This window comes from Flavobacterium piscis (assembly GCF_001686925.1).
GTDB classification, from domain to species: Bacteria; Bacteroidota; Bacteroidia; order Flavobacteriales; family Flavobacteriaceae; genus Flavobacterium; species Flavobacterium piscis.
The window spans coordinates 42,477-64,086 of sequence record NZ_LVEN01000011.1 but is presented as its reverse complement, the minus strand read 5'-3'; the positions used below and the strand labels follow the sequence as shown (position 1 = coordinate 64,086).

Below are 21,610 nucleotides of genomic sequence, written 5' to 3'. Positions count from 1 at the left end.
ACTAATAATCCGTAAGCTTATGTACACCCTTTTCCCCCGATGCAAGTCGGGGGGAGAAACTTTCTAATAAATAAAATACTTTTCTTTATCTCAGTATGTTAAGATATTGTGTAATGTTGACTAGCTAAGGCTAATCACCCATTGCAAAACGGCCTTAAGGTGGTTATTGCGGCGGGGCTCACCTCTTCCCATCCCGAACAGAGTAGTTAAGCCCGCCTGCGCAGATGGTACTGCAGTTATGTGGGAGAGTATGTCGTCGCCTTTCTTTTAAGAATCCTTCCCGATTTATCGGGAGGGATTTTTTGTTTATATCACTTTGTGAAATTTACCGCAAAGTACGCAAAGGTTTTTTTATTGTCTGTACTGCTGTCTTTATTAAGGTCGCAAAGGCTGTTCGTTGCGCACTTTGCGTAATCCCTTGCGTTCTTTGCGGTTAATAAACTTTACCAAAACCAGTAACTGGAAGTTCGTCAGCGATTGAACAAGTTCAAAAATAGATCATGATATTCTGTTGGAGTACATATTAAAATACGTCTTTAGATCCCTCCATATCTTATTGTTGAACCCAAAATAAGCATACTAAGTCCTATTACAGTTACGCTTATAATCGAAAATGCTATTTTATTGAGATTGTATTTATTGAGATTTGGAATTACATAAATCTGAGTATAGAGTGCAAGGACAAAAGTTAGCATTAATAAAACCAATTTTATCGAAACTACTTTTTCTAAACTACCGGAAAAATAAAACCATGATTGGTACGTAATTCCAAAATCATAGGCCATCCAAATTCCTGTTATAATCAGGGCAATTAAAGAAGATATACCAAGTGGTTCGAATTTTTTTTCAAAGTTTAATATAATTAAAGGTTCTTTTTTTCTTAAAGCAACTGGCAGAAAAACAATACTAAGCGTAAGATGGCCTCCAATCCAGATCGTTGCAGCAATAAGGTGAATTATTAAAAGTATATGGTGTAAAGTCATAATACAGATTTTTAATTTAAAGTATTGGGGTTAAAAGAATTAAGACATATTGTATTCATTCTCCGTAAACAGCTGTAATATTTGATGTTGCTATATTTTTATGGTTTTATTGCTTTTTCACAATAATTTAACTCGCCGAGCTTGAAGCCATTATTTTGTAAAGAGTAGTAAAAAGTGATTTGCTTTAAAGTTTTTATTTTTAAGGTACTCTATACTCTTTACAATATCTGTTATATTTTATGAATGGTGCATTCGCCACCACTAAATACGCCCCAGTGTTATAATCCAATTTTCCTTTCTTTTATTTGGTTTTAGAGTGACACTTTTGAAGGCTTTTTGAAGCGCATCCTATATTTGGAACGCTTCAAAAAGCTTGTAATCTCCGTTTCATTTGATCACATATTTTTCTATCATTTATGATATTTAAAGCACTACTTCAAAGTTTTTTTCAAGAACAATTGCTCTTGGAAATAATATATTGTTTTCCATATGGATATGCTTGTGCAGGTCACGTTCAAATTCTTCCAGCATCAAAAAAGTAACTTTATAAGTATTGCAGGCATCTGCCGGAGGAGTATAATTATTGGTAAGTACAGCTATTTTTTTAAAGCGCTGTCCTTCAATATCATGTTCTTCTTTCATCAAAACTACCTGATTCTCGATTGTTCCAAAATGTGGCATTTGAAGCAATTGGCCTTTATTGTGCGCTATTTTCATTTTTCGGATATAGGGAAAAAGAACCTCTTCTTCTCTTTTCATATGAGAAGCAAGATCTGCGGCAGATTCAGTAAAAAGAGTGTTGATTTCAAAAAGTTCAGAATGTACTTCGCCGTGAACACTGCATAATTTATTTAAAAAGCGACGTAGGACCGGCGTTTTTTCTTCTACATACCTGTGATGCGTTTTTTCGATATAATCTGTTAAAAGATCCAAAGGCCATGATTTATAATCAAAAGTTTGGTTCGCCGAATTATTTTTTGCACGGTCAAGCTCTTCGACAAGAAGATATTCTTCGATGTTTCGCTTTTTGCAAACTTCTTCTAAAGTACGATGTCCTTTGCAGCAAAAATCTATATTATATTTTGAAAAGATTGCTGCGGTTCTGAAATCATTTGCTACGATTTCGCCAATTGTGGTTGGGTTTGTTGTTGTCATAGAATTAAGTTTTTATAATGGTTTAAGATTAAAATCGGCTGAAATGAGATTTTTACGATGGTATTTTTTAATTTCCGGCTGTTTTTTTTATTTTTAAGAAAAAGAATTCCGGGAATTTTAACTCCCGGAGATTCAGGTTTATTTACTTTTTTTTCGAAGTGTGAGTTCAAAAACAAACCAGCACAAAGCCAGTACGCCAAATCCGAAGATAGTGTCGCCAATTGCTCTAAGCCATTTTAGGGTTACCATGGCTGGCTGTTGCATGAGTTCAGCAGAACGTGCATACCACATTCCGTGCTCGATACTTTCAATAGCCTGCCATATTCCAACCGGGAGAAGACTCAGTAAAGCCATGGCCAGCAATCCAATATTGGTAGACCAGAATATGAATTTCATTAATTTTTCATTCCATCTCTCTTGTCTGTACAAACTGCGCAGTACAAAAAGCATCAAACCAATTCCCAGCATTCCATAAACTCCAAATAAGGCAGTATGTCCGTGCAAAGGCGTTGTATTTAAACCCTGAACATAATACAAGGCAATAGGCGGATTAATGATAAATCCAAATACTCCAGCGCCTAAGAAATTCCAGAAAGCAACAGCAATCATAAAATAGATGGGCCATTTATAATCTTTAATCCATTGGGTTGATTTTGAAAGTTTGTAATTGTGGTAGGCTTCGTATCCAATTAATACCAAAGGTACAATCTCTAAGGCACTAAAGGTTGCTCCAAGAGCCATTACAGCAGTAGGAGTTCCGGCGAAATAGAGATGATGGAAGGTTCCTAATATTCCTCCAGACATAAAAATGATGGTAGAGAAAAGAACATTAAGTGTAGCGGTTTTTGTTTTTAACAAGCCCAAACGAACAAATAAAAATGCGATTACAACAGTAGCAAATACTTCAAAGAAACCTTCTACCCATAAATGTACTACCCACCATCTCCAATATTCGGCAATGGCCAGATTAGTTTGTCTTCCCCACATGAGCCCGGCAGCATAAAAAGTTGCTATAGCAGTACATGATATCAGGAACATAATGATTAGATTTCTCTCTCCTGTTTTTTTCTTGAGAACTGGTAATAAAGGTCGAACCATGAGCGCCAGCCAAAGAAACAATCCTACAAGTAGGAATATTTGCCAAAATCTGCCCAGATCTACATATTCATAGCCTTGATGACCAAACCAGAAGTTTTCTACCAGATTAAGTTTCTGCATAACGCCAAACCATTGTCCAGCCATTGAACCTAGTACAATTATAAGTAAGGCATAGAATAAAAAGTCAACTCCAAATGTTTGAAATTTTGGATCTTTGCCGGAAACCGCCGGTGCAATATACAATCCGGTGGCAAGCCAGGCCGTCGCTATCCAGAATATGGCCAGTTGAGTATGCCAGGTTCTTGTTACGGCATACGGAAGAATTTGATCTAACGGAACTCCAAAGAAACCGTTTCCTTCTACACCATAGTGCGCAGTAATGACACCCAGTACAACTTGCAGTACAATTAAAAGGCTTACGACCCATAAATATTTTTTTATTCGGTACATCGAAGGTGTTTTTCCTTGTTTCAGCAAAGGATCCTGAACCGGTACTTCAAAATGTTCGTCTTCTCCTGATCGTACATGATAAAAAATAAGAATTCCGATGCAGAACAAAAGCAGTATGATACTGACTCCTGACCAGACCAAAAGATCTTTTGTTGCCACATTTCCAACCAGTTCATCTGATGGCCAGTTGTGGGTGTATGAAATTTTCTGATTCGGTCTTTCTGTTACAGTAGCCCAGGTTGCCCAAAAGAAAAAAGCATTCATTTTATGCATCCTTTCCGGATCTTTTACAGACATTTTAGGAATAGCATAATTATTACGGAGCGTATCGAATTTAGGATCATCCATAAACAAACCTTCATAATATTTGCTTAGGTATTCTATGGCTTCAATTCTGTTTTGAGAAATCGTGATAACACCAGTAGTTTTGTCGTAGGTATTTTTACGCACATCATTCTGGAGTCTGATTTTCATGCCTGCCTGCTGTTCCTCTGTTAGTTGGGCATAAGTTTTTGAATATTCTTTTTGAGATAATTTTTCGAGGATAAAGACAGCTTCTCTATGCAGCCAGTCTGCAGTCCAGTCTGGCGCTACATAAGCACCATGTCCCCAAATAGTTCCCACTTCCTGACCTCCAATGCTTTGCCAGATATTCTGGCCGTCTTTTATTTCCTGAGAGGTAAAAATTACCGTTTTATCAGGGCCTTTTACTTGGGTAGGAATAGGAGGTGCCTGCTGATAAATCTCATATCCGTAATATCCTAATACTGAAAAAGAGATACACATTACGAGTGCAAATCCTATCCAAAGTTTTCTTTCCTTATTCATTTATAATGATTTTGAGTTTTATTTATTTAAAAGCCAATGAATTATTCTACAATTAGCTTTCCTTTCATCATTGATACATGTCCGGGAAAAGAACAGATAAAATCGTACGTTCCTTTTTCATTAATAGTAAATTCGATGGTATCACTTTCTCCGCCGCCAATTATTTTGGTATGAGCAATTACTTTTGCTTTTTCAGATGCAGGTATGTAATCTGTATTTTTTGCATCTACGGCTTTTTGTGTAAAATCAGAAATATCTGTACCAGGTGTCAGAATGACTAAATTATGTCCCATTACCGTTTTCTCCATCTTGCCAACATGTTTCAGGGTAAGGGTGATTTTTCCTGCCGGAGCTCTTAGTTCATGCAAGGAATACTGCATTTGATCATTACTTTCAATATGCAGATCATTTGTAGCCGCAGGAGTTTCAACAGGATGTTCTTCGTAGGGTTGTTCCGTTGCAGTAGTTTCAGCAGGTGCTATATCTTTAGCCTCTTTTTTTCCACATGAAAATAAACTAAAAATGGTAAAAATAGCTAAAAAGGTAATCTTGAAAGATGTTTTCATTGTTATGGGTTTTGAATGTTATTGAAAAATTTTAATACTGTAAAAGTATCACCGCCATCTTTTTTAGTTTATGATTCCAATCATAAGGACTATTTATTTTTTTAGCCTTTTTAAAAGTTGTAATGCTATTTTTTATTGTTTTAAAATTTAGTCAAAACTGTAAACAAGATTGATGAAGAAATTGCGTCCCATTCGTGGTATTTTGTTCCAGTCTGAAAAAGTGGTGTAATATTTATCGAATACATTTTCAACACCTGTCTGCAGTTTTATTTTGTTTTGATTCCAATCGAAAGCATAACCTGCATTAATATTAAAAATCAAATAATCAGGTGTTTTGGTTTGTCCGTATGCTTTGGCAAAATCATTTTGTGCAAGATTTCCGGAGGCTAAAATTCCTGCATTGAGTTTATTTTTTTTAAATTCGATTCCGGCATTATATCGAAGCGGACTTATAAACGGAAGATTATTATGATCGTCATCTTTGCCCAGACTATAAGCAATTAATGTTTTGATGTTCCAGTTTTGCGAAATCGAATATTCCAGATTAAAATCAGTATTAAAAATCGAAGCGTAATCAAGTGCATTGTAAATTTTTATACCAGATGCTCCAATAGTCATAGGCAAAGTTTTCGAATCAATTTTTCCTATGATGTAATTCGAAATATAGAAATATGAAGCTGTAATTTTAGATGTTAAGCGGCTGCTTTTAAATCCAAAAGAAAAATTTCCTTCAACAGCCTTTTCATTTTTTAAATTTGGATTTCCTATATAATCATAAAAATCATTGCTGTTGTAGAGATAGAATCCATAACCTTCAGAGACGGAGGGCGCTCTTTCGGCGTAAGCCAAACCAAAACCATACTCCAGTTTTCCTTTATTGGCAGTATAATTTCCGGAGAAACTCTTTAAAAAGCGATTTTGTGTCGCCTTCATTTCAGGATAAAAAATACGAAGGCTTTGCAATCCAAAATCATTGGCTACAGTATTAGAATGAAATCCCAGATTAGTACTGATTCTAAGTACAGCTTCCTTCGAAATTTTAATATTATCTTCTAATGATAATCCGTTGTAGAAAGTGCGTACATCCGGCCAGGTATACATAAACATAAGATTCTCATTTGTATCAGCAGGATACATGGTCATTTCGGCTACAGCCTTATTATAAAAAGTATTCAAATCGGCCAAAAAATCATGGTTTTTGATCTTTCCTTTTATTTTAGAATAAAAACCAAAGGTTTCAGACGATCCCGGCATATCCATATGAATGGGCACCGAAGGCCTTTTAGTATCGTCCATTTTGTGTTTAATGGTATTAAAATAACCCTTTGTTTCCCAGTTCGAAACAACACTGTTAACCGGAATATATTGATAACTCAGCGCCACGATTTTGGCTTCTGCCAATGAAACATCCATAGGAAGTGCAGGATAACCAACGTTTGTGGCTTTGTCGTAAATGGCAGTAGCTTCGAGTATATTTTTTTTATTGATGTTGTAACCTGCAGCGGCCGAAATATTATATTTGGTAAATTGCGAAAAGTCAATTTCTTTTCTATCTCCGGCTTTGTAGTTTTCGGCATCCCGACGCATAAAATCTATTCGGGTAAAAAAACTACTATCATTATATCCCAAAGCGGCACCAATAATTTTTTGCTGATTATTACTTTCGTAACCGGAATTCAGACTAGTATTCCAGCCGTTTGCTTTCTGATTCAATTGATTGCGTTTTAAATCGATCGAACCTCCAATTGTTGCTCCGTGGCAACTTGCCTGCTGACCAGATGCAACTTTTGCCTCAGATAAATTAGAGACTTCGACATAAGAAGTTACCGGATCCATTTTGTCTGTACAGGCACCAAAAATGCGCATGCCATCGATGGTAATTACAGTACGTTCGGTCGACATATTGTTAATGGTGGGTTCCCACGCATAAGAACCTCTTTTGATCATATTTATTTTGGAAGATCCACTAAGATAATCCTCTAAAGAAGTTAACGATTTAGGCTGTTTGAGATTTAAAGGTGTTTTTTTTCCTATTACTATAATTTCATTAAGATTTACAGCTGCGACAGTATCATTATTTTTTTCTTGCGCCCAGCAGACTGTTGAAAATACAGCTAAGAGGATGGCTATTGTATTTTTCATTGTGAAATAATTATAAGAAAGAGACAGCGAAAACCATCTCTTTCTTGTTATTGGTAAGTTTTTAGAATTCTATTTCTAAGAATAAACTACTTGCCGGATTTTCTGTCGTTATGGGTTCTCCCTTTAGTACTTGATCTGAAGTGTTTAAAAGCTGCAGATTAATTCTCCAGTATCCCGTCATGGTCAAGGAAAATTTTCCTTTATAAAATCCATCCTTCAAGGATTGAGTTAAATCGGTATTGTTTGGCGAACCATGATTTCCCATGCTTGGCATTCTGGGATCGATTTTTATTTTAAAATTATTCACTGTAGAAAATGTCATCATATCCTTTATTTTATAAAGGCCTAAACTAATATCATTCGTAGCGACTTTTGGATTTTGAGGAGCAATGTAAGCGACCAGATAACGAACGCCGTCAATACCGTTAAAAGTGCTAACGGTTCGTTTTGCCGAAGCCGGAACTTTGATAATATCCTTCACCGTATACGAAATACTATCAACGGTATAAGTAAGAGTCAGATTCCAGTATTCAGTGTCATTTTGAGCCATTTGAAAGATAATATCGCCTTCATATAACGTTTGTTTATCTGCTATTTTGGTCACAATCGATTTTGGACAAGAGTGTTCCATCATAGCCATGTGCATTACAGGCAGCCAGTTTATTTTGGCATGATTAATATAAGCATTTGTTTTTTTGTCTTTGATTCTAAGAGTGATATGATTGTATCCCTGAACTAAAGCGCCGCTTTGAGAATAGAGTTCAATAATGTGATTGTCGTTCACTATTTCCTGAATTTTTTGCAGCCCCGTGGTTTCATCGGTTGGAGTTTTATCAGCAGCATTTTCATCGGATGAACAAGAAAAGAAGAGTATGGCTAAAACAAAAAGAGTGGTGTATTTTAAAATTTTCATTTGAGTATTAATTTGAATTAATGATAATATGGCTTCCGCCGAATGTAAATCCGGAGAAGAAAAATTAGAAATAAAAGAAAAATTAATACCAGAAAATAGGCGGACGAAATACAGAAGCAGTAGCGGTAAGGGAGTACAGATTTTTATAGACGGAGTTTATCGCTACAAGAGGTTTTTTAATACTTTCAAAACTAAAAACCGGAATGTTTACAAGGAAAAGCAAAGCAGTTTCGAAGGTTTCACTTTTTTTCTCGCTTGAGGCAGGCACATCATTTTTATATGCTTTTGCCAGTTCTTTTTTTAAGTGACATTTTCCATTACAGCCCAGTTTTGGAGTGTCTTTGTTTTCGCATAATTCTGTTGCAATGTAATGGTAGTTCAAAACGTAATCCAGAATTGGAAACGCTGGTCTGAACACGACTGCAAACAGGAATATATAAACACAAATTTTCATAACTGTATTTTGAAAGTACGAAGGTATTGTGAACATTTTTTGCAGTGTATGATTACAGTCATACTTTAAGAGATACAAGTTTTGGAATTTTGTTCAATAGTTTAACAAAATAAAAACCATAGTAATGAACAGATTATTTTTAGTAACAATGTTCGGTCTTTTCCTTTTTGTGTCTTGCGGAAAAGAAAAATCGAATACAGATCAGGATTTTTCGACTCCCTCGGCAGAAGAGAAAAAAGCTGAAGCAGAATCGTATGATCCTAAAAGAGGATTAGGAAAATTTTCTACTATTGAATTAGGTGCTTCCTTAGACAAGGCAATGGCAGAAAAAGGATTAAAAGTAGCCGAAGTAAAATGCACTTCCTGCCATAAACCTACTGACGAAAAATTAGTAGGACCCGGATGGAAAGGGGTTACAGAACGCAGAACCCCGCAATGGATTATGAACTTTATTACCAATCCTGATCCTATGATCGACAAAGATCCTGAATTGCAGGCGCAATTAGAACTCTGCATGATTCGTATGCCTAATCAGGGGCTTACAGATGATGAAGCCAGAAATATACTGGAATATATGCGCCAGATTGACGGTATAAAATAATGCTAACCATAAAATTATAATGCTAAATAAAAGTCTTATGAAAAATAAATTTTTAAAATCAGTTTTCGCCCTTACGTTGGGGTGTGCCTTTTTTGTTTCCTGTAAACCTAAAGATTCTAGTGATACTGTAGAAGGTGATGCTGCACAAAAAGTATATGTTGCTCCGGGTAAATACGATGAATATTACAATTTTGTATCTGGAGGTTTTAGTGGGCAGGTGAGCGTTTACGGACTTCCAAGCGGAAGATTGTTAAGGGTGATGCCGGTATTTTCACAGGATCCCCAAAGTGGTTATGGCTACAGTGAAGAAACCAAAGCGATGCTGAATACTTCGCATGGTTTTGTGCCGTGGGACGATCAGCACCACATGGATTTATCACAGACTAATGGTGAAGCAGACGCAAGATGGCTTTTTGCTAATGCTAATAATACGCCAAGAATCGCACGTATTGACCTGAAAACTTTTAAAACGGCAGAGATAATTGAGCTTCCAAATTGCGGAGGAAACCATTCCTCTCCTTTTATTACACAAAACACAGAATATGTAGTAGGAGCGAGCCGTTTTAGTGTACCGGCAGATAATGATAATGGCGATGTGCCAATTAATACCTACAAGAAAAACTTTAAAGGACATATTAGTTTTGTAAAAGTTGGAAAAGAAGGAGAGCTTGATCTTGCCTTTCAAATTGTAACTCCGGGCGTTAATTTTGATCTTAGTCACCCAGGTAAAAAAGAATCTCACGGCTGGTTCTTCTTCTCTTGTTATAACACTGAACAAGCCAACACATTGCTTGAAGTTAATGCATCAAAAAATGATAAAGATTTTATCATGGCAGTAAACTGGAAAAAAGCGGAAGAGTATATCAAAGCAGGGAAAGGAAAACGCGTACCTGCCAATTATGTTCATAATACCTGGGATGAGAAAACCCAGACTGCAAAATCTGAAACTAAGAAAGAAGTATTGATTTTGGATGCTGCAGAACTTAAAGATATTTGCTATCTGATTCCATGTCCTAAATCACCTCACGGCTGTGATATTGATCCAACGGGCGAATACATTGTGGGAAGCGGAAAATTAGCAGCATTGATTCCGGTATTCAGTTTTACAAAGCTTAAAGATGCCATTGCCAAAAAACAGTTTGATGGAACTTATGCCGGAATTCCGGTAGTTAAATATGAAGCAGCTCTTTATGGTGAAGTTCAAAAACCTGGACTAGGACCTTTGCATACAGAATTTGACGGAAAAGGGAATGCTTATACAACCATGTTTGTTTCTTCTGAAGTTGTAAAATGGAATATTAAAGACCTGAAAGTTTTAGATCGAAAAGCTACTTATTATTCACCAGGACATCTTATGATTCCGGGAGGAAATACAGAAAAACCTTTTGGAAAATATATGGTAGTGTATAATAAAATCACAAAAGACAGATTCTTGCCAACAGGACCTGAATTGGCTCAAAGTGCACAATTGTTTGATATCAGTGGCGATAAAATGAAACTTTTATTAGATTATCCAACCATCGGTGAACCGCATTATGCACAAGGTATTCCGGCTGATAAAATACGTAATAACGGTCAGTTGAAATATTACAAAATGGCAGACAACCAGCATCCATATGTTGCCAAAGGAGAAAAAGAAACCAAAGTAGTGAGAGAAGGAAATAAAGTACATGTTTACATGACTTGTATTCGCTCTCATTTTGCTCCTGACAATATTGAAGGAATTAAAGTTGGTGATGAAGTTTATTTTCACGTTACTAATTTAGAACAAGATTGGGATGTACCGCACGGATTTGCGATTAAAGGGGCTAACACAGCCGAATTACTGATCATGCCAGGCGAAACGCTTACACTAAAATGGGTTCCTCAGAAAAAAGGAATGTTCCCATTCTACTGTACCGATTTCTGCAGCGCACTGCATCAGGAAATGCAGGGTTACGTTAGAGTTTCACCTGCAGGAAGTAACGTTCCCATTACTTATAGTTTAGGTACAAATTTACCAAAGGAATAGCTAGTAACCCATAAAGGGAACAAAGTTTTCTTTGTTCCCTTTTTATTTCGATTTATCATGAAAAATCAAACACTTTCAACTTTTTCTAAAGTAGTACTCTTTTTGTGCAGTCTGCTTTTAATAGGGTCCATTTTTGTACCCATGTGGAGAATAGAACTCAGTGCACCACAATATCCTGAAGGCTTGGTTTTAAAACTGCATGCTACTAAAATAGCCGGAGATGTTGATATTATAAATGGTCTTAATCACTATATTGGGATGAAGACCCTTCATACAGAAGATTTTATAGAATTTAAAATCTTGCCTTATATTTTAGCTTCATTTGGTGTCATTGCAATAAGCGGTTTGTTTTTTGCAAAGCGAAAATTGCTCCACATCTTTTTCTTCGCTTTTTTACTTTTCGCAGTATTAGCAGCTGTCGATTTTTACCGATGGAACTATGAATATGGTCATAACTTAGACCCCAATGCAGCCATTCGGGTTCCGGGTATGGCGTACCAGCCTCCACTGCTTGGTTATAAACAATTATTAAATTTTGGTGCTTATTCTATTCCTGATATTGGCGGATGGATGCTTATTGCTGTTGGCGTTTTACTTTTTTTGGCCATCATAAAAGAGAAAAAATCAGTTTCACGTCTCGATAAATTCTTCGGTATTTTAATTAGTACTTGTTTTCTTTTTTCATGCTCAGGCGATAAAGCAATTCCAATTAAATTGAATACAGACAATTGTGATTTTTGTAAAATGGGAATCAGTGATGGAAGATATGGCGCAGAAATTATTACCCAAAAAGGCAGGGCGTATAAGTTTGATGATATTGCCTGTATGGCCAATTTTGGTAAAGAACATCAGGAGATGCAGATCAAAGCCTATTATGTAAATGATTACGCCAAAGAAAATGAATTGATTAGAGCAGAGAAAGCTTTCTTTATCTCTGGCGGTACCATAAAAAGCCCCATGCATGGGAACATAGCGGCATTTTCGAACAAAAGTGAGGCAAAAGCTTTTAAAGCAATATCAAACGCAAACGAAACAGAATGGACGGCTATTATAGAAAAATAAAGCTGGAATAAATGCTCATTACAACCCACTAACCATGAAAATATTCTTCTGTCTTTGTCTCTCAATGTTTCTCACCTGTCTGCATTCGCAAAAAATAGAAGTAGGAAAGGATAAAACCATCAAAACAATAAAAAAAGCAATTGAACTCGCAAATCCCGGTGATACTATCGTGGTTTATAAAGGTGTTTATAAGGAAGGAAACTTAATTGTAGATAAAAAAATAATACTGCAGGGAAATGGCTTACCTATTCTCGATGGAGAAAAAAAATATGAAGTGGTTTCCATCAAAGCCGATAGCGTAACTTTTGCGGGTTTTAAAATCATCAATTCGGGCTACGGTTCCATCAATGACCCTTGTGGCATTAAAATATACAACAAAACGGCAGTTACCATAAAAAACAATATTCTTGAGAATAATTTTTTTGGGATTTATGTTCAAAAAGGAATTGGCTGTATCATAAAAAACAATACGATCAAAGCTTATCAAAAAGAGGAACAACGAATAGGAAACGGGATTCATTGCTGGAAAAGCGATAGCATACAAATTATCGGCAACAGAATTTCCGGACATCGTGACGGTATTTACTTTGAATTTGTTTCTAATTCTATTATCTGGAGAAATATCTCAAAAGAAAACATTCGATACGGACTTCATTTTATGTTTTCTAATGATGATTCCTATATCTCAAATGTCTTTAAAAATAATGGTGCGGGCGTAGCAGTGATGTTCACGAAAAATGTAAAAATGTTCAATAATTATTTTGAAGAAAATTGGGGAGATGCCGCTTATGGTTTATTGCTAAAAGAAATTTCAGATAGTCATATTATAGGAAATAAATTCATTCGCAATACTTCAGGAATTTATATGGAAGGAGCAAGCCGGATTATGCTTTCAAAAAATATTTTCAAAGACAATGGCTGGGGCATGAAAATTCAGGCAAGTTGCATGGATAATGAGATTTCCTTTAATAATTTTCTCGCCAATACTTTTGACATTAGTACCAATGGAAGTTTAGTACTCAATCATTTTAATAACAATTATTGGGATAAATACGAAGGATATGATCTTAATCGGGACGGAATTGGAGATGTGCCTTTTCATCCGCTGAGTCTTTTTGCTGTTCTCACGGAAAACAATCCTTCAGCAATGCTATTATTCAGGAGTTTTATTATTACGCTTCTTGATAAATCAGAAAAAATTCTTCCAAGTATTACACCCGATAATTTTGTCGATCAAACTCCCGAAATGAAATCTCTTGTATTATGATTACTTTAGAAAATATAAATAAAAAATTTGGCAGACTTCAGGTATTGCAAGATGTGAATCTTCAGTTTAATGCAGGAGAATGTATCGCCCTTATTGGTCCAAATGGTTGCGGAAAAACGACCTTAATCAAATCTGTTTTAGGAATGGTTTTGCCTGACAGCGGTGATATTTTATTCCATAAAAAATCCATTCTAAATAAGTTTGAATATCGAAATAGTATTGGATATATGCCTCAAATAGGACGTTATCCGGATAATATGACTATTGAGCAAATTATTGCCATGATCAAAGAAATTCGAAATTCGAAAGACACGCTCGATGAAGATTTGATAAAAGCTTTTAAGCTCGATAAAATGAAAGGCAAGCAAATGAGAACACTTTCCGGCGGTACAACCCAAAAAGTAAGTGCTGCATTGGCCTTTCTTTTTAATCCTGATGTATTAATACTTGATGAACCCACTGCAGGTCTTGATCCGCTGGCAGCAGAAATTTTAAAGCACAAAATCATACATCAAAAAAATGATGGAAAGTTAATCCTGATTACCTCTCATTTGCTTAGTGAACTTGACGATATGATTACCCAGATTATTTTTATGCAGGATGGAAAAGTTCATTTTCATAAAACGATAAGTGACTTGCTTGAATCGACAGGCGAAAACAAAATTTCAAAAGCTATTGCAAAAATTCTAAAAGAAAAGAATCATGAACAGGATTATTAAAATTGTACTATTAGATATTCTTAAAAATAAAATTATACTGAGTTACACCTTTATTCTGGCTTTATTATCCTGGGGCTCTTTTGGTTTGGAGGATAATTCAGCCAAGGGATTGCTGACAATCCTGAACGTAATTTTATTTACGGTTCCGTTAGTTTCGATACTTTTTTCAACAATATATCTCTATAACAGTTCAGAATTTATTGAGCTTTTGCTCAGCCAGCCTTTAAAACGAAAAAAAATATGGATAAGTTTATTTGCCGGACTTTCTATCGCGATGGTATTTGCCTTTTTATTGGGTGCAGGAATTCCTCTTTTAATTAACGCTCCTGATGCTGCCGGATTTATGATGCTTTTGTCAGGATGTTTAATTTCGATTGTGTTTGTATCATTGGCTTTTTTGAGTTGTATTTTGACCCGTGATAAAGCAAAAGGAATAGGTTTAGCAATAATGTCGTGGCTGTATTTTGCAATACTTTTTGATGCATTGGTACTATTTCTATTATTTCAGTTTGCCGAATATCCTATCGAAAAGGCAATGGTGGCAGTAACGGCATTAAGTCCAATAGATCTTGCCCGTATTCAAATCTTGCTGCACCTTGACCAGTCTGCGATGATGGGATATACTGGAGCTATTTTTAAAGATTTTTTTGGAACGACACTCGGACTAACAATCTCTTTTGCATTATTGGTTTTATGGATTGTGGTTCCGTTTTTTATCTCACTTCGAAAATTTAAAAGAAAAGATCTTTAATCGTTTAAGAAAAGAATATGAAAACAGATATTAAAAATAAAGAAGACATCAAAATACTGGTAGATGCCTTTTACCAAAAGATTCGAACAGATGCGACTATTGGATATTTATTTACCGAAGTTGCCGCTGTCAATTGGGAAAAACATCTTCCGATAATGTATGATTTCTGGGATAATATTCTTTTTTACACTGGAAATTTTGACGGAAATCCAATGATGAAACACAGAGCGCTGAACCAGAAAAGCAGTTTGACCAAAAGTCATTTCAAGCACTGGACTAAATTATGGAAAAACACAGTCGATGATTTATTTGAAGGTCAAAAGGCAAGTGAAATAAAGATCAGAGCAAATAATATTTCAAAAGCAATGATAAGTAAAGTGATACAATAAAAAAAGAAACTTTTTAAAGTTCCTTTTCTTACTTCGATCAGAGCAGATACTGAATTAATAATTTTGGGCTAACCTGAAGTAAAGAAACAGAAATTGATGAAATTTATCCGATACGAGTGGTAATGAACTGCTGGAATATCATTCAATAAAAAAGTTTATGATCGACAATTTCAATTTTTTTTACCTTATTCATAAGTGAAATCGTGCGTATAACAGTCTCTACACGCAAACCGGTAAAATCTGCAATTTCCTGTCTCGTGTAAGGAATTCTCATTTTTTGACAGGCAGTTACATTATTTTGTTTTTTTAAATTATCAAGAAAATATTTTATACGGTATTCCGGTTTATGATTTATTATGTTTTTAGAAAAGACAATTTTATTGTAAATTTTCCAGGCAAAAACTTTTAATATTTTAATCTGTATATCAGGATTTTCCTGAAGAAAGGCAATGAAGTTTGTCTTAGAAAGTTTTAGTAAAACACAATCTGTTTGTGCAATTGCAGAAGCGGGGTAAGGCTGTTCGATAAATAGCGGAGGTTCTCCAAAACTGTTTCCTTTTTCAAAAATTCCAATAGTAAGATCTTTACCGTCTTCGTTCGTATAACTCATTTTTACGGTACCTTCCAGTATCTGATAAAAAGACAAAGGTGGATCATCCTCATAAAAGATAATCGTATTTTTGGGTACTTTTTTGGCTACTGCCCCCCAAGTATAAAGTAAGTCAGTATCAATATGCATTTTTACAGGTTTTTAATACATAAATATCAGTCTCAGGACAGGTTGCTGTATTCTTGAAATTTTTGTTGTCAATTATCATTAGATAGTTTTGTGGTATTGTTAGTGTAAAACAAAATAACAAATTCGAAGAGTCAAAAAACATGATAAATGTTAGGTATTAAGAGTGTTACAAGACTGCAAGAAATTTTCTTACCGCCGAATTCTAAACTAAATAAGGTTAGTCTTACATGATATCGAAGCTTCAAAAAATGGAAGATCTTTTCTTCTAATGCTATCATTTCAATATTATGTTTTTGAAAAGATCATTACATGATAAAATAGCAAGGTTAAGGCTAAACTTACTTCGCTTTGACTATTATTATCTGTAGATATCATATTCTTTGTCAATCTGATAAATAAATTAAAAAACTGGTTGGTATTGTTTTGCTTAAATAAGTGTTGTAGTTACATTTGTTATCTGCTTATAAAAAATCAGGCTGAGCAAACAGCCAGAAAATGTTATTTTAATTAAGGATTTATTGGATAATAATAAAGAAAATGGAGATCAACTTAATAACACATTTAAATAAAAATCAAGTACTTGTAAGTTTTTTTGTGATGATGATATTTTCATCATTTTCTGCTAAGGCTCAGCTAAAAACTACAGAAAGTACTATTGGTTTAGGCTGGAGCAATAATTCTGTAAATACAGTAATTTTTAGAAACAGTGCACTAACTACTTTTAAAGGAGTTCAATATACAGCATACTACGATCCCGAAGGCAGGGTAGTTTTGGCAAAACGAAAACTAAATGCACAAAAATGGGATACATTAATTACTCCTTATAGCGGTAATGTAAAAGATGCACACAACGACATCAGTATCGCAATAGATGGTGATGGCTATCTTCATATGAGCTGGGATCATCATGATACCCGTTTGCGTTACGCCAGAAGTAAAATGCCATACAGCTTAGAGTTAGGCCAGGAAAAAGCAATGACCGGCAAAGAGGAGGAGAAAGTAACGTATCCTGAATTTCATAATTTACCTGATGGGAAATTATTATTTTGCTACCGTTCAGGAGCTTCCGGAAGGGGAAATATGATTATGAAATCGTATAACGTAAAAACGCAGCAATGGACCTCTTTGCAAAATAATTTAATCGATGGCGAAAATCAACGCAGTGCCTATTGGCAAATGTGCGTAGGCAAGAAAGGAATTTACATGTCGTGGGTTTGGAGGGAAAGCTGGGATGTATCTACCAACCATGATATCTGTTACGCTTTTTCTGCAGATGGAGGAAAAACATGGCAAAAATCTACAGGCGAAAAATACGTCCTGCCTATTACAAAAGCAACGGCGGAACAAGCCTGGAAAGTACCTCAAAGCAGCAGTTTAATCAATCAGACGGCCATGACGGTAGATGAAAAGGGAAATCCATATATTACTACTTATTGGGACAATACCGGAATACCGCAATATAAAGTAGTGTATTTATCCCGTGGAAAATGGAATTTAATCAACACTGCTTTTCATACAAAGTCATTTACTTTGGGCGGAGGAGGAACCAAAAGAATCCCTATTTCACGTCCTGAAATTTTAGTTCATAAATCGATGTTGTATTTGCTTTTTAGAGACGAAGAAAGAGATAATAAAATAGCATTAGGATACACTAATCTGCAAAATATAAACTGGAAATTACAAGATCTTAGCCGCTTTTCCGTAGGACAATGGGAACCTAATTTTGATAAAGAACTCTGGAACGATAAAAAGCAATTGCACATTTTTTCTCAAAATGTAAATCAGGCCGATGGAGAAGGTTTGGTAAAAGCAAATCCTGAGCCTGTACAGGTTTTAGAAATAGAAAAGTTGCCTGTGCTGTAATGTCTGTTTTTTAATTTAAAAATTATGAATTGTATAAATTATTTGCTAATTTATTTGTTTTATTGCTGTTTTTATTGATATGCCCCTTTTAATATATTGTTGTGTCCCTCTTGTTTTATGTGTTGTTATTTAAATTTGTGAAGTTATTTTTTATTTCTAAAATAGAGCATTTCATTTTCTAACCGGGACCTCTGTATTTTTTTTAAGTAAGTCTTTTTTAATGATGCTTGATAAAGTTTGATTGAAATAAAATTTAGGAGTATTAAATTTTAGTTCCCATTTTTAAAATAATTAAATGAAAAAAATTGTATTAGCACTTGCCTTATTTTTGAGTCTGCAAAGTAATTATGCCCAGAGTAACGAATGGGAAAATCCTAAAATTCTGGACCGCGGAAAAGAAGCAGGCAGAAGTTCCTTTCTTTTATACAGTAATGAAGCTGAATTGAAAGGGAACAATCCTCAAAAATCAGCCTTATATCAGAGTTTAAATGGAAGCTGGAAATTCAATATTGTAAAAAATCCGTCGCAAAGACCCATGGATTTTTTTGCAGTAAATTTAGATGACAGCAATTGGAAAAACATTCAGGTACCTTCGAACTGGGAAATAGAAGGGTTTGATATTCCTATTTATACCAATATTACGTATCCATTTCCTAAAAATCCACCTTTTATAAATGGCGATTATAACCCAGTAGGAAGTTACAGACGCACTTTTACAATTGCTGATTCATGGAAAGATAAAGAAATCATACTTCATTTTGGTTCTATCAGCGGTTATGCCAAAGTTTTCCTTAACGGAAAAGAGATAGGGATGACCAAAGCATCAAAAACGCCTGCTGAATTTAATATTACTTCATTTTTACAAAAAGGAAATAACCTGATCGCAGTTCAGGTATTTCGCTGGCATGACGGAAGTTATTTAGAAGACCAGGATTTTTGGAGGTTAAGCGGTATTGAGCGTGATGTTTATTTGCAGGCAATGCCCAAAACAACTGTTTGGGATTATTTTGTAAAAAGTGATTTAGACAATCAATATAAAAACGGGATTTTTAATCTTGATGTTACTTTAAAATATTTTGAAAACAGTAAAATTAAAAATACCGTTGTTAAAGCTGAATTGTTTGATAAAGAAGGAAATACCATCTTTTCTGAAAGTAAAAAAGTAAACGCTAAAGAACAGAAAATCAGTTTTGAAAAAACAATCGAAAATGTAAAACAATGGAATGCTGAAACACCAAATCTGTACAGATATACCATTACATTACTAGACAATAAAGGAAAAACATTAGAAATTATTTCTAAAAAAACTGGTTTTAGAAAAGTCGAAATAAAAAATGCCAGACTCTTAGTAAATGGTAAGGTTGTGATGGTAAAAGGTGTTAATATACACGAACATGATGATGTAAAAGGGCATGCACCTGTTGAAGCAACAACAATAAAAGACCTTCAGCTAATGAAGGAATTTAACATTAATGCCATTAGAATGAGCCACTATCCGCATGACAGTCATATCTATGATTTATGTGATGAATATGGATTTTATGTGGTTGATGAGGCCAATATCGAAACCCATGCAATGGGTGCCGAATTGCAAAACTGGTTTGATAAAACCAAACATCCTGCTTATTTGCCAGAGTGGGCACCGGCACATATGGATCGTATCGAAAGAATGTTTGCACTGGATAAAAACCATCCGTCTATCATTATTTGGTCTTTAGGGAATGAATGCGGGAATGGTCCTGTTTTTTATGATGCATACGATTGGCTTAAAAAAACAGATACTACACGTCCGGTTCAGTTTGAGCAGGCAGGAGAAAACAGAAATACCGATATTGTAGCGCCTATGTATCCGGGCATCAAAAGCATGAAAGAGTATGCCAATTCTGATAAAACGCGTCCTTATATCATGTGCGAATATGCACACGCTATGGGAAACAGCAGCGGAAATTTTCAGGAATACTGGGATATCATTAATAATAGTAAACGCATGCAGGGTGGTTTTATCTGGGATTGGATTGATCAGGGATTGAAAACAAAAAATGAAAAGGGAGTTACTTTTTGGGCATATGGCGGAGATTTAGGCGGTGCTAATTTACAAAATGATGAGAATGGCTGTGCTGACGGACTTGTGTTTTCTAACAGAACTCCAAAACCGGCATTATATGAAGTGAAAAAAGTATATCAAAACATTCAATTTCAGCTTAATGGAACTGATTTGTCGGTTACAAACCATTATAATTTTACCAATCTTTCTGATTATATCTTTAAATGGGAATTGATTAAAAATGGCGTAAAAACAAAATCGGCAGAATTTATTTTGGATGCAGCTCCGCAAGAAACTAAAAAAGCAGCACTGGATTTAGGTACAATCGAGGAGAATTCAGAATATTTTTTAAATGTTTTTGCCGTTTCAAAATACGATGCGCCATTGGTGGCTAAAGGACATGAATTTGCAAGAGAACAATTTAAAATAGGCAAAGGTTCTTATTTTAAAAACAACAGCATTGCCAAAAGTGCTTCAAAATTAAAATACACTGTGAGCAATAACATAGTGTCTTTTGAAGCTGAAAATGCGACAGGACAATTTGATTTGAAAAAAGGAGAAATCCTGAACTATAAACTGAAAAATGCGGGCAATGAAATTTTTACCAATTTCCCGTCTCCTTATTTTTGGCGTGCTCCAACAGATAATGATTTTGGAAACGGAATGCCAAATAAATTAGTAATCTGGAAAGAAGCCTCAAAAAATCCGACTTTGATAAGTGTTAAAATGGATAAAAATACAATAGAAGGTTTGCTGATTAAAGTAGCCTATCAACTAGCTCAGGCAGCTGTTCCTTACACCGTAGAGTATCTAATTCAAAATAACGGATCAATAAAAGTGACTGCATCTATAGATATGGCAGGGAAAGACTTACCTGAATTACCTCGTTTTGGAATGCGCATCAAACTAAACGGTAATTATGATAATCTAAGTTATTACGGAAGAGGGCCTTGGGAAAATTATTCAGATAGAAATTCGGCTTCTTTTATTGGAGAATATTCAGATAAAGTAATAAACCAATATGCCAGAAATTACATTCGTCCTCAGGAATCAGGTTATAAAACCGATGTTCGCTGGCTGACATTAAAAAATCAAAACGGGCAAGGCATTAAAATCGAAGGACAACAAGAACTTAGTTTTAGCGCGTTGAATATTTCGACAGAAGATCTGGATCCTGGAAAAGATAAAGCACAAAGACATCCTTCTGATTTGAATTTAGATTCAAAAGAAGCTGTTTACCTGCATCTGGATTACAAACAAAGAGGCTTGGGTGGTGATGATAGCTGGGGACGACTTCCTCATGATCCGTACCGATTATTAGAAAAGCAATACAGTTATTCGTATACCCTATCATTGGTGAAATAAACTGTTGAGCATAATTATTTTTAACACATAGAAACATAGCTTTTTCTAATTAAAAGAAGGCGTTTCACTTGTTTATAATGCACATAGCTTACTATGCTAAAGAAATGTATTTCTTTTTTTGTATCCTTTTTGTTCATAAATTCTATGTTTCTATGTGTTTAATTATTTTTTTATGAAGCTATTAAAGCAAACGGAAGAAGCAATTATATT

Annotated in this window: 17 protein-coding genes and 1 rRNA gene; 10 read left to right on the top strand and 8 right to left on the bottom strand. The window is 35.0% G+C overall.

Annotated elements, in window-relative coordinates:
- Positions 1-155 precede the first annotated feature (155 nt).
- Positions 156-265 (top strand): 5S ribosomal RNA (gene rrf, locus FLP_RS07200).
- Positions 266-536: 271 nt separating this feature from the next.
- Here the strand turns inward: rrf and FLP_RS07195 are convergent.
- From FLP_RS07195 to FLP_RS07165, 7 genes are all read right to left on the bottom strand, one after another.
- Complete coding sequence (locus FLP_RS07195) at positions 537-983, bottom strand: CopD family protein (protein WP_065448844.1); 447 nt, start codon at positions 981-983, stop codon at positions 537-539.
- Between the two features lie 423 nt (positions 984-1,406).
- Complete coding sequence (gene ric, locus FLP_RS07190; RefSeq protein WP_065448843.1) at positions 1,407-2,138, bottom strand: iron-sulfur cluster repair di-iron protein; 732 nt, start codon at positions 2,136-2,138, stop codon at positions 1,407-1,409.
- Between the two features lie 138 nt (positions 2,139-2,276).
- Positions 2,277-4,514 carry a nitric-oxide reductase large subunit gene (locus tag FLP_RS07185; RefSeq protein WP_065448842.1) on the bottom strand — a complete coding sequence of 746 codons (2,238 nt, stop codon included), beginning with the start codon at positions 4,512-4,514 and terminating at the stop codon, positions 2,277-2,279.
- A gap of 41 nt (positions 4,515-4,555) precedes the next feature.
- The gene (gene azu, locus FLP_RS07180; protein WP_065448841.1) at positions 4,556-5,080 is read right to left on the bottom strand and encodes an azurin; all 525 of its coding nucleotides are present in this window, start codon (positions 5,078-5,080) and stop codon (positions 4,556-4,558) included.
- A 147-nt stretch (positions 5,081-5,227) separates the two neighbouring features.
- Positions 5,228-7,222, bottom strand: coding sequence for a TonB-copper family protein (locus FLP_RS07175; RefSeq protein ID WP_065448840.1), 1,995 nt, complete (start codon positions 7,220-7,222; stop codon positions 5,228-5,230).
- 61 nt (positions 7,223-7,283) lie between these two features.
- Positions 7,284-8,135: a FixH family protein gene (locus FLP_RS07170; RefSeq protein ID WP_065448839.1), complete on the bottom strand. Its 852-nt coding sequence runs from the start codon at positions 8,133-8,135 to the stop codon at positions 7,284-7,286.
- Between the two features lie 82 nt (positions 8,136-8,217).
- Entirely contained in the window at positions 8,218-8,589 is a 372-nt protein-coding gene (locus FLP_RS07165) for a hypothetical protein (protein WP_065448848.1), read from the bottom strand.
- 124 nt (positions 8,590-8,713) lie between these two features.
- Between FLP_RS07165 and FLP_RS07160 the strand changes: the two genes are divergently transcribed.
- Genes FLP_RS07160 through FLP_RS07130 form a run of 7 tightly spaced genes read left to right on the top strand, consistent with a single transcriptional unit; the run spans position 8,714 to position 15,389 of the window.
- Positions 8,714-9,190: a c-type cytochrome gene (locus FLP_RS07160; protein WP_065448838.1), complete on the top strand. Its 477-nt coding sequence runs from the start codon at positions 8,714-8,716 to the stop codon at positions 9,188-9,190.
- A gap of 37 nt (positions 9,191-9,227) precedes the next feature.
- Positions 9,228-11,201: a Sec-dependent nitrous-oxide reductase gene (gene nosZ / locus FLP_RS07155; protein ID WP_065448837.1), complete on the top strand. Its 1,974-nt coding sequence runs from the start codon at positions 9,228-9,230 to the stop codon at positions 11,199-11,201.
- Between the two features lie 57 nt (positions 11,202-11,258).
- Complete coding sequence (locus tag FLP_RS07150) at positions 11,259-12,263, top strand: nitrous oxide reductase accessory protein NosL (protein WP_065448836.1); 1,005 nt, start codon at positions 11,259-11,261, stop codon at positions 12,261-12,263.
- Positions 12,264-12,297: 34 nt separating this feature from the next.
- Positions 12,298-13,530 carry a nitrous oxide reductase family maturation protein NosD gene (locus FLP_RS07145; RefSeq protein WP_065448835.1) on the top strand — a complete coding sequence of 411 codons (1,233 nt, stop codon included), beginning with the start codon at positions 12,298-12,300 and terminating at the stop codon, positions 13,528-13,530.
- Positions 13,527-14,249: an ABC transporter ATP-binding protein gene (locus tag FLP_RS07140; protein ID WP_065448834.1), complete on the top strand. Its 723-nt coding sequence runs from the start codon at positions 13,527-13,529 to the stop codon at positions 14,247-14,249. The genes FLP_RS07145 and FLP_RS07140 overlap by 4 nt, the downstream gene beginning before the upstream one ends.
- Positions 14,233-15,000, top strand: coding sequence for an ABC transporter permease subunit (locus tag FLP_RS07135; RefSeq protein WP_065448833.1), 768 nt, complete (start codon positions 14,233-14,235; stop codon positions 14,998-15,000). Before FLP_RS07140 ends, FLP_RS07135 begins: the two co-directional genes overlap by 17 nt.
- 17 nt (positions 15,001-15,017) lie before the next feature.
- Positions 15,018-15,389 carry a group III truncated hemoglobin gene (locus tag FLP_RS07130; RefSeq protein ID WP_065448832.1) on the top strand — a complete coding sequence of 124 codons (372 nt, stop codon included), beginning with the start codon at positions 15,018-15,020 and terminating at the stop codon, positions 15,387-15,389.
- A gap of 142 nt (positions 15,390-15,531) precedes the next feature.
- Here the strand turns inward: FLP_RS07130 and FLP_RS07125 are convergent, their stop codons facing one another.
- Positions 15,532-16,128 (bottom strand): Crp/Fnr family transcriptional regulator, encoded by a 597-nt coding sequence (locus FLP_RS07125; protein ID WP_065448831.1) that lies wholly within the window; start codon positions 16,126-16,128, stop codon positions 15,532-15,534.
- A gap of 537 nt (positions 16,129-16,665) precedes the next feature.
- On the opposite strand from FLP_RS07125, the gene FLP_RS07120 reads away from it, so the two are divergent.
- Positions 16,666-17,991: a BNR repeat-containing protein gene (locus FLP_RS07120; protein WP_083195814.1), complete on the top strand. Its 1,326-nt coding sequence runs from the start codon at positions 16,666-16,668 to the stop codon at positions 17,989-17,991.
- 295 nt (positions 17,992-18,286) lie between these two features.
- On the top strand, positions 18,287-21,400 hold the full coding sequence (gene lacZ, locus FLP_RS07115) for a beta-galactosidase, LacZ type (protein WP_065448830.1): 3,114 nt from the start codon (positions 18,287-18,289) through the stop codon (positions 21,398-21,400).
- Positions 21,401-21,610 lie beyond the last annotated feature (210 nt).

Excerpts from the sequence above, each read along its gene's own strand:
- FLP_RS07195 (WP_065448844.1), bottom strand. The coding sequence starts at position 983 with ATGACTTTACACCATATACTTTTAATAATTCACCTTATTGCTGCAACG.
- ric (WP_065448843.1), bottom strand. The coding sequence starts at position 2,138 with ATGACAACAACAAACCCAACCACAATTGGCGAAATCGTAGCAAATGAT.
- FLP_RS07185 (WP_065448842.1), bottom strand. The coding sequence starts at position 4,514 with ATGAATAAGGAAAGAAAACTTTGGATAGGATTTGCACTCGTAATGTGT.
- azu (WP_065448841.1), bottom strand. The coding sequence starts at position 5,080 with ATGAAAACATCTTTCAAGATTACCTTTTTAGCTATTTTTACCATTTTT.
- FLP_RS07175 (WP_065448840.1), bottom strand. The coding sequence starts at position 7,222 with ATGAAAAATACAATAGCCATCCTCTTAGCTGTATTTTCAACAGTCTGC.
- FLP_RS07170 (WP_065448839.1), bottom strand. The coding sequence starts at position 8,135 with ATGAAAATTTTAAAATACACCACTCTTTTTGTTTTAGCCATACTCTTC.
- FLP_RS07165 (WP_065448848.1), bottom strand. The coding sequence starts at position 8,589 with ATGAAAATTTGTGTTTATATATTCCTGTTTGCAGTCGTGTTCAGACCA.
- FLP_RS07160 (WP_065448838.1), top strand. The coding sequence starts at position 8,714 with ATGAACAGATTATTTTTAGTAACAATGTTCGGTCTTTTCCTTTTTGTG.
- nosZ (WP_065448837.1), top strand. The coding sequence starts at position 9,228 with ATGAAAAATAAATTTTTAAAATCAGTTTTCGCCCTTACGTTGGGGTGT.
- FLP_RS07150 (WP_065448836.1), top strand. The coding sequence starts at position 11,259 with ATGAAAAATCAAACACTTTCAACTTTTTCTAAAGTAGTACTCTTTTTG.
- FLP_RS07145 (WP_065448835.1), top strand. The coding sequence starts at position 12,298 with ATGAAAATATTCTTCTGTCTTTGTCTCTCAATGTTTCTCACCTGTCTG.
- FLP_RS07140 (WP_065448834.1), top strand. The coding sequence starts at position 13,527 with ATGATTACTTTAGAAAATATAAATAAAAAATTTGGCAGACTTCAGGTA.
- FLP_RS07135 (WP_065448833.1), top strand. The coding sequence starts at position 14,233 with ATGAACAGGATTATTAAAATTGTACTATTAGATATTCTTAAAAATAAA.
- FLP_RS07130 (WP_065448832.1), top strand. The coding sequence starts at position 15,018 with ATGAAAACAGATATTAAAAATAAAGAAGACATCAAAATACTGGTAGAT.
- FLP_RS07125 (WP_065448831.1), bottom strand. The coding sequence starts at position 16,128 with ATGCATATTGATACTGACTTACTTTATACTTGGGGGGCAGTAGCCAAA.
- FLP_RS07120 (WP_083195814.1), top strand. The coding sequence starts at position 16,666 with ATGGAGATCAACTTAATAACACATTTAAATAAAAATCAAGTACTTGTA.
- lacZ (WP_065448830.1), top strand. The coding sequence starts at position 18,287 with ATGAAAAAAATTGTATTAGCACTTGCCTTATTTTTGAGTCTGCAAAGT.